This is a genomic window from Lentilactobacillus hilgardii DSM 20176 = ATCC 8290 (genome assembly GCF_000159315.1).
GTDB classification, from domain to species: domain Bacteria; phylum Bacillota; class Bacilli; order Lactobacillales; family Lactobacillaceae; genus Lentilactobacillus; species Lentilactobacillus hilgardii.
On sequence record NZ_GG669995.1, the window covers coordinates 193,348 to 201,852 of the forward strand.

Consider the following 8,505-nt stretch of genomic DNA (forward strand, 5'->3'; position numbering starts at 1 on the left):
TCAACGAAAATCGCACCAGTCAGCACCGGTGTGAGGCAATGATTAATTAAGCCAATTTATACTCTTGCAGGTAACGTATGCAAACGATGTGTCAGCCAAAGGACCGCCACACAGGCTCCGAGCTCATCTTCTTTTTAGTCGCCGGGTTTCTTTACAGCTGCCGAAACTCTCTTAACCGGCTACTAAACCTACTCTTCTCATCAAAGCTTTAATTCATTAAAATCTCCTTCATTTTAAACTAAACTGCTAACAGAATCAATGCAAAAAAAATGGGTTGAAAGATTGTGAAAGTGTTTACATTCTCATATGAAAATGCTATTATGAAATTGGTTCAAATCATAACCATCTAGGAGGAAGCTTTTACAATGAAAGAAAACTTTGATTTCTTAATGCCGAGTGTCAACTTCTTTGGTAAAGGGGTTATCAAGAAAATTGGCGATCGTGCAAAAATGTTAAATATGAAAAAGCCATTGATTGTGACTGACAAGTTTTTGCGGTCAATGGACAATGGACCGGTTGCTCAAACATTAGCGTCACTTGAAGCAGTTGGCGTTCCTTATACCATCTATGATGGTGTTGAACCTAATCCAAAAATTCGAAATATTCAAGAAGCAAAGAAAGTTTATTTAGATAATGATTGTGACAGTATTATCACTGTTGGTGGTGGTTCTTCACATGATGCCGGAAAAGGAACCGGTATCATTTTGACAAACGGTGATGACATCACCAAGCTTGCCGGAATCGAAACGCTGCAAAATCCATTGCCACCATTGATGGCTGTTAATACAACCGCCGGGACCGGTTCGGAGCTGACCCGTCATTGTGTGATCACAAATGAAAAAACTAAATTGAAATTTGTTGTTGTGTCATGGCGAAATATTCCATTGGTATCATTTAATGATCCAATGTTAATGTTGGATGTTCCGGCATCATTGACGGCTGCAACAGGGATGGATACATTTGTTCAGGCAATTGAACCTTATGTTTCAACCAACCGAAATGAAATTACGGATGGTCAATGCATTCAAGCAATTAAATTGGTTGAAGAAAGTCTTCGTGAAGCTGTTGCTAATGGTCACAACATTGAAGCCCGCACCAAAATGGTTGAAGCTGAAATGTTGGGTGGTATGGCTTTTAACAATGCTGATTTGGGATATGTTCATGCAATGGCCCATCAATTGGGCGGTCAATATGATGCGCCACACGGTGTTTGCTGTGCAATGTTACTTCCAATTGTTGAAAAGTATAATATTGTTGCCGCACCGGAAAGATTTGCACAATTAGCTAAAATTATGGGTGAAAATACGGACGGATTATCCACAAGGGATGCTGCCGACTTATCCATCAAAGCAATGCGCCAAATGTGTGATGATGTCAAGATTCCTCGAAGCATTAAAGCAATTGGTGCTAAACCGGAAGATTTTGAATTGATGGCTGAGAATGCGCTTAAAGACGGTAACGCCTTTTCAAATCCTCGTAAAGGAACCAAAGAAGAAATTGTTCAATTATTCCAGGAAGCATATGATCAAAAATAAGTTGTAAAAAAACTTAAGAGAATTTCAAAGGCTTTTGCGTCATAACGACCAACATGAGTCATCTGAATTTAGGGATTGAGACAAAAGTAGCTTTTGCCTTAATCCTTTTTGTGTCAAAACGATAACCATTACTTAGTTGAAAAGCTCCCTGTGTGACTTTTTTCCTCGTTAAGGGTTTGACTGGAAAAGAGGTTAAAAGTTCATTGATTCTTCATACTTTCTCCGCTTTATTTGGTTATTATTATGCTAATGATAAGTGTAACGAAAAAATGACGAGTGAGTGACCAATCGACAAGTCATAGTCTGGAGGTTTTATTAATGAAACGACATATTTTAACCGACGTAGGACTGCTGTTTTTGATTCCACTGGGGATCGTTGGATTTTCATTAAGTTCAGATAATCAAAGTGAGTCGAAACAGGCAGCTCAAGCTCAAAATAATACTGTCAAAACAACGACCGATACTAAATATGGCAGTGGATCCGTCTTGAGTGCCAATCAAATTCAGTCGCTTGATTTTCGGCCATCACGGGTATACCGTGTGAGGTATACAAAGGTGAACTTTAAAACGGTTTTAGATGATGATTACCGAGAAGAAAAGCTTTATCGCTATGTACCAGGCGCCAAAAAGAATAATCGGACCTATAAATGGAGCCGGATAAAAGCGCGTATTGGGAAAAAGGTTTACGTTGACATGAAGGCAAAAGCATATTATCGTGACGATGATGGTGAACGCGAAGCAGAGGACTTTTATCGAATCAGAACGGCCAAAAGTGCTTCATCTCAGAAATACTGGGTTAATGAAGATGCCATAGAGGACGATTAGGAGATCCAAGACAAGTTTAAAATGTTGTTTATAACCAGTTTTATAATTGAAGTCAACATGAGCTGATGCTTAATGGGTTGGCTTCTTTTTCTCTAATTTTTTTAAAAATATATGATACATTATAATTAGTTCTTTCATTGCACGAGGAGGTGTTGCTGTTGAATATTTTGGTGACCGGCGGGGCTGGTTTCATCGGGTCAAACTTCATTCATCTGCTTTTAGGTCATCGTCAAAGCGATCGTTTAATTAATTTTGACGCTTTAACTTACGCGGGTAATTTAGATAATTTAGACGATATTCACGAAGGGGCGACTTATCGGTTTATAAAGGGTGATATTGCTGATAAAGAGACCATCAAAAAAGTGGTGTCCAATTATCAAATTAACGTTATTGTGAACTTTGCAGCCCAATCACATGTTGATCGGTCAATTATTGATACAACACCATTTGTTCACACCAACATTGAGGGTGTCAATACGTTATTGGAAGTTGCTAGGGAGTATCACCTCGCTAAATTTGTGCAGGTTTCGACTGATGAGGTTTATGGCAGCACACCTGCCCAAACGCGCTTTGACGAGCAGACCCCTCTTAATCCAAGTTCACCATATGCGGCAACTAAAGCATCTGCCGATTTATTGGCACTTTCCTACTTTAAGACATTTGGCACGCCGGTTTGTATAACCCGATCTGCTAATAATTACGGCCGATATCAGTTTCCTGAAAAACTGGTCCCTTTGATGGTGACTGCTGCTTTGCGTGGAAAAAAGCTACCAATATATGGTAATGGTCAAAATAAACGGGATTGGCTGAATGTCCAAGATAACTGTCGGGCAATTGAAATGGTTATGAGCAATGGCAAACCCGGTCAGATTTATAACATCGCAGGACGTCAACATAAAACAAACTTACAGATTGTTAAAATAATTGAAAAACAACTGGCTGTGATCCACCCACAAGTGACATTTGTGAAAGATCGACCTGCCAACGACCAACTCTACGCGATTGATGATTCGAAGATCAGACACGAGTTGGGGTGGCGGCCGGAATTTAGTTTTGAGATTGGCATGGGAGATGTGATCGATTGGTATGTTATTCATCCGGAAAGGTGGCAGCCGTTGCTCAAAAAGGTAAAGAATAGATGAAACGGGGTAATTGATATGAAAATTGGATTTATTGGAACAGGTGTTATGGGAACGGGGATGATTAATAATCTTCTCAAGGCCAATTTTGAGGTCACCGTTTACAATCGAACCAAAGCCCATGCACAAGAAGTGCTGAATCATGGGGCAAGCTGGCAGCAAACGCCTGCTGACGTTGCCAAAGTCAGTGATGTTGTGATTACGATTGTTGGATTCCCCAAGGATGTCGAGGAAGTTTATTTTGGCCATAATGGCATTTTTGAGACAGCAAGGCCTGGCGAGACGTTAATAGATATGACGACCAGCTCTCCGGTTCTGGCTAAGAAAATTTTCAGTGCCGGTCAGGACCGTCAAATTGATGTGTTGGACGCCCCGGTTTCAGGTGGTGATGTTGGTGCTAGAAACGGCTCACTTACAATTATGGTTGGCGGTCAGCAGGCTGCATACGAACATGTACTGCCGGTTTTCAATGCAATGGGGACATCGGTTACGCGGTTTGGTGGCGCTGGTCAGGGACAAAATGCAAAAATGGCTAATCAAATTATGATTGCTGGAACGATGACAGGCCTAACAGAGGCGCTGATCTTTGCTAAAGCAGCCGGCTTGGATCAGGCACAAATGATCAAAACCATTCAAGGCGGTGGTGCTGCTAATTGGAGTATGGGAACCTATGGCCCGAGAATTTTAAAGGATGATTTAAAACCGGGTTTTTATGCAAAGCATTTTTTGAAAGATTTGCGGATTGCATTGGATGCAGCCGATGAAATGGAGATTCAGCTGCCGGCTACGCAAAAGGCTAAAGATCTGTATGAAGCAATGGTTGATCAGTTTGATTTAGGCAATTTAGGTACCCAGGGACTTATTAAAATTTATGATAAGTAAGTATTGTTATATTTCTAGAGCGTTCTTTAATTAAGCGCAACTGAGTAATGGTTTATGGGTTAAATAAAAAAGGCGGGCCTATTTTAGACCTGAACCTATTTGTAAAGCTATTTATTTTTGCGCTCACGTCGTTTTTGAATGGCAGAAACGACGTTAATCACAACGGAAATTGTTAGAAAAATACTTGCAAGAATGATGAGACCGATCTTAACGTTGTCTTCAAGATGACTTGATTGGATATAAAACGAAATAGCAATTGATAGAATCAATGATAAATCGGCTACTATTAGTTTTGGTGAAAATCCCATTTTTTCCAGTCCTTTCAATGTAGATACGCAAGCATTATAACAAATTTTGGGCAGGTGTTTTTATTATATTTTGTTAATCGATCTTTTGTATATGAAATATGTGATCGGAGATGCACTGTTAAGTAATTTTGCTTGGTCAAATGATCAATTATCATTTATACTTAATAAGTACTTTAAGAAACTGTGTCGTAGCAAACGGCGGCACTTATGTGTAACAATTGGTGGGTTTAACCAGCTATAACGACATAGTGTGTGTCGAAAGCTTTTTTCGGTGCAGATTTAAAAAGGTGAAAAAATGACAAAAGAGAATTCAAATGAACCGCTTATAGACAGTAACAAATTAATTTTTGGAATTGGTCAGGTTCAACAAATCACCGGTGTTTCGGGTAGACAATTGAGGTACTGGGAAGAACAGAATTATATAGCACCAATCGAACAGCAAAAAGGAACGCAACGCCAATACTCGTTTCATACACTTTTTTTGATCTTTCATATTCAGCGCTACTTAACTCAAGGATTTACTTTACAGGCAGCGGTTGAAAAGGCAAAGGAATTTGAAAAACAAATGCCGGTTTTGCGTACTTTTATAAAGGCTCAACTTCAGGGAGTCGATGTGTCGAATGAACGAAGCGTCATTGATTTCGGGTTTAAAAATGATGAGCGTAAACAGCGGGTTTATGGCATTGTTGAAGGCAATAAAACCTATTTTAAGGTAGAGGATTTAAAAGAGTCGAAATGACATTGTTATGATGAGCTTTGAGTCGTTGTTAGACGCTCAAAGTTAAAGATAGAATCCAGGTAAAATTGCGCTTAAACGCAACTTCACCTGGATTCTTTTTGAATGATCATAGGCGACCACATGATTAATAATCAAAAATAGCCATCTAACCTGCTAATCAGTTGTATTAATCGCCCTCATTATCAAACTTTTTGTATAAACCGATAATTGTTTTATCATCCAACTCAATGGGGTTTCCATCCAACGTCACACTGTCGATTTTATAATAATCCTCTAAATCGGGAACCTCCAAGCGCTGATTTGCCATAAAATCAGCGGCAGATTTATAGTCAATGGTTTCGTGAGAGGTTCCATTTTGATAAACAATTTTGAGCATTGTATGTCACTTTCTTTCCATTAAAGAATTTCATTTCAAAACCACCTTAATTTTAGAGGTTCAATTTTTGAAATACAACTAACTTGTCGTTTGGCTTTTATCATCAAATGGATAAAATGGAGAGTTTAATTTTGCACAATTAATTTATGCTTGATATGATACTTATAACAACAAAACAAGTTGGCGTTTATTAACAGGGGAATATTTAAATGGGGGATTTAAATGTTTAAACCAAATCATTTTTTGGCGATTGTAGGGATCATTTTATTAGGTCTGGTTGGGGTTGCAACGTTTGTACAAAAACCGGCCTTGGCTCAGACAGTGACTTTTACGCCTGAGATGCACGGGACGAAGAATTTAACACATCAAGGAACGATTCACTACTACATTCGTCCTGATGCGGGTAAGTATCAAAAAGAGATCAAAACTGCGGTTGCCAAGTGGAATCGAGCATTGGGCAGGCCTATTTTACAACCGGGTACTGATATAGGGACATCCCGTTTGGTTTTTACAGCAACCAATCATTTGGATAAAGGATATGCGGGGATGGCCGAGATTAACAGTGGTGTCATTGCTTTGAACCGTTCGTGGATGAGTCGGTACAATGACGAAAAGAAACAGGCAGTGGTTATTCATGAGCTCGGTCATACATTTGGGACAAGAGATTTATATGATTACTCGAATCCATCGTTAAGAGCTGCATTTAGGAAGCATACGATTATGGGGGGCAGCTATTCAACAAGAATTCAGCAATTCGACGTTAAATTAGCAAAATGGAGTCTGGCAAATACGAGAAGTATGTCACAGGTTGAATTTAACGGATATCGGTCTAATCCTGGGCTTTACTATCAACAAATGCTCCATGGAAAACTTTGATCGGATTGAATTGACAACGCTTCGTTCAACAATTATGATTAGGTTATCGTGTTTGAAGCAATGAGGTAAATATAGTATTTAATTGATCGAGAAGTCAGAAACTTGGCGGGTGATGGGAGCTAAGCGGTCAATTAATGAAATTACGTTTACGGAGCTTTCTATTCTTATATAGACGAGTCATTTCGTTACCAATGAATGAAGAGACTGCTTTTTTAAGTAGTAACTTGGGTGGTAACGCGGAAAAATTCGTCCCTGGCAATTTATTGATTGCCGGGGATTTTTTATTTTGGGAGGATATTTGGAATGAACATTTTAGACGATTTGAAATGGCGCGGTGCAATCAATCAGGAAACGGATCATGATGGATTGTATGATTTGGTTAATAAAAAATCTGTCGGCCTCTATGTTGGTATTGATCCAACGGGAGACAGTATGCATATCGGACATTTAATCCCGTTTATGATCTTGAAAAGGTTCCAATTAGCCGGGCATCATCCGGTTATTCTTATTGGTGGCGGAACCGGGTCAATTGGTGATCCAAGTGGTAAGAAGTCAGAACGGGTTCTTCAAACCATGGATCAGGTTCATCATAATCAGGAAGCTCTGACACACCAGATGGAAAAATTGTTTGGACAGGATGGTTCTTTTGAAATCGTGAATAATTACGATTGGCTGTCGAAAATGTCGTTACTTGATTTCTTACGAGACTATGGAAAACTTTTTAACATTAATACGATGATTCGCAAGGAAATTATTGCAAGTCGTCTGGAAGCCGGCATTTCCTTTACTGAATTTACTTATCAAATTTTGCAAGGAGTCGATTTCCTGCATTTATTCCGCTACAACGATGTTCAGGTACAATTGGGCGGGGCCGATCAATGGGGCAATATCACGTCTGGAATTGATTTGATCCATAAGGTTGAAGGGTCCGATGCTCAGGCTTACGGGATGACAATTCCGCTTTTGCTTAAAGCCGATGGCACCAAGTTCGGTAAAAGCGAGGGCGGCAATGTTTGGCTTGATCCGGAAAAAACAACGCCTTACGAATTTTACCAATTCTGGCTTAACCAGGATGACCGCGATGTCGTTAAATATCTGAAATACTTTACTTTTCTGGACAAGACCGAGATTGATGACTTGGAAAAGAAGGTTCAAACCCATCCGGAAAAAAGAGAAGCGCAAAGAAGACTTGCACAAGAAGTGACTAAGTTTGTTCATGGACCAAAGGCGGTTGAATCAGCTGAACGAATTTCGAAGGCACTTTTCTCGGGTGAAGTAGCTGATCTGACGACGACTGAAATCGAACAGGGATTTAAAAATATGCCGACGGTTAATGTGTCTTCAGAACCATTGAATATTGTTCAATGGCTTGTTGACGCAACCAAAATTGAATCTTCTCGTCGCCAAGCTCGTGAAGATATCAATAATGGTGCGATTCGAATTAACGGTGCAAAGATTCAAGACACTGATTTTGAAATCAATCCATCTGATAAATTTGATGGTAAGTTTGTTATTGTTAGACGGGGAAAGAAACGATATTTCTTAGCCCGCGTAAAGTAGGGTTGTTCCTTAACAGCAAAGCGCTTTTGAGCGTATACCAATTCCATTTGCATTGTCGAATGGAACAGTCATTTTAAGTTGTTTACAATTTGTACTTGACCAGCTTTCGAAATCTTGGTAAACTAGTTTTCGTTGCGTTAAAGCAATCGACTTTCAATGCCAAATTCAAGTTTTGTTTCTTTCAAAAAACTGCTTGCATTTCAATTGAAAATCTGATAATATTAAATAGTTGTCAAAAGCGATGAACAAGCGCTTTGATAGGCAA

General features: G+C 39.4%; 9 protein-coding genes and 1 other annotated feature. Of the genes, 7 read left to right on the forward strand and 2 right to left on the reverse strand.

The window, feature by feature from the left end:
- The first annotated feature begins 365 nt into the window (after positions 1-365).
- From HMPREF0519_RS10560 to HMPREF0519_RS10575, 4 genes are all read left to right on the forward strand, one after another.
- On the forward strand, positions 366-1,535 hold the full coding sequence (locus HMPREF0519_RS10560) for an iron-containing alcohol dehydrogenase (protein ID WP_003553069.1): 1,170 nt from the start codon (positions 366-368) through the stop codon (positions 1,533-1,535).
- A gap of 318 nt (positions 1,536-1,853) precedes the next feature.
- Positions 1,854-2,360 carry a hypothetical protein gene (locus HMPREF0519_RS10565; RefSeq protein WP_003558408.1) on the forward strand — a complete coding sequence of 169 codons (507 nt, stop codon included), beginning with the start codon at positions 1,854-1,856 and terminating at the stop codon, positions 2,358-2,360.
- 137 nt (positions 2,361-2,497) lie between these two features.
- Positions 2,498-3,502 carry a dTDP-glucose 4,6-dehydratase gene (gene rfbB / locus HMPREF0519_RS10570; protein WP_003636090.1) on the forward strand — a complete coding sequence of 335 codons (1,005 nt, stop codon included), beginning with the start codon at positions 2,498-2,500 and terminating at the stop codon, positions 3,500-3,502.
- A gap of 15 nt (positions 3,503-3,517) precedes the next feature.
- The gene (locus HMPREF0519_RS10575) at positions 3,518-4,381 is read left to right on the forward strand and encodes an NAD(P)-dependent oxidoreductase (protein ID WP_003636092.1); all 864 of its coding nucleotides are present in this window, start codon (positions 3,518-3,520) and stop codon (positions 4,379-4,381) included.
- Positions 4,382-4,488: 107 nt separating this feature from the next.
- Here HMPREF0519_RS10575 and HMPREF0519_RS10580 read toward each other — a convergent pair whose 3' ends face one another.
- Entirely contained in the window at positions 4,489-4,689 is a 201-nt protein-coding gene (locus tag HMPREF0519_RS10580; RefSeq protein ID WP_003636094.1) for a hypothetical protein, read from the reverse strand.
- A 295-nt stretch (positions 4,690-4,984) separates the two neighbouring features.
- Between HMPREF0519_RS10580 and HMPREF0519_RS10585 the strand changes: the two genes are divergently transcribed.
- Positions 4,985-5,428: a MerR family transcriptional regulator gene (locus HMPREF0519_RS10585; protein WP_003636099.1), complete on the forward strand. Its 444-nt coding sequence runs from the start codon at positions 4,985-4,987 to the stop codon at positions 5,426-5,428.
- A 166-nt stretch (positions 5,429-5,594) separates the two neighbouring features.
- Here the strand turns inward: HMPREF0519_RS10585 and HMPREF0519_RS10590 are convergent, their stop codons facing one another.
- A complete protein-coding gene (locus tag HMPREF0519_RS10590) occupies positions 5,595-5,804 on the reverse strand; it encodes a DUF4649 family protein (RefSeq protein WP_003553078.1) in 210 nt (69 codons plus the stop codon).
- A gap of 222 nt (positions 5,805-6,026) precedes the next feature.
- Here HMPREF0519_RS10590 and HMPREF0519_RS10595 point away from each other — a divergent pair, with 222 nt between their 5' ends.
- Both HMPREF0519_RS10595 and tyrS read left to right on the forward strand, forming a co-directional pair.
- Complete coding sequence (locus HMPREF0519_RS10595) at positions 6,027-6,680, forward strand: zinc metalloprotease (RefSeq protein ID WP_003558417.1); 654 nt, start codon at positions 6,027-6,029, stop codon at positions 6,678-6,680.
- Positions 6,681-6,731: 51 nt separating this feature from the next.
- Positions 6,732-6,937, forward strand: a binding site (T-box leader).
- A 46-nt stretch (positions 6,938-6,983) separates the two neighbouring features.
- A complete protein-coding gene (tyrS, locus tag HMPREF0519_RS10600; RefSeq protein WP_003558418.1) occupies positions 6,984-8,240 on the forward strand; it encodes a tyrosine--tRNA ligase in 1,257 nt (418 codons plus the stop codon).
- The last annotated feature ends 265 nt before the right edge of the window (positions 8,241-8,505 follow it).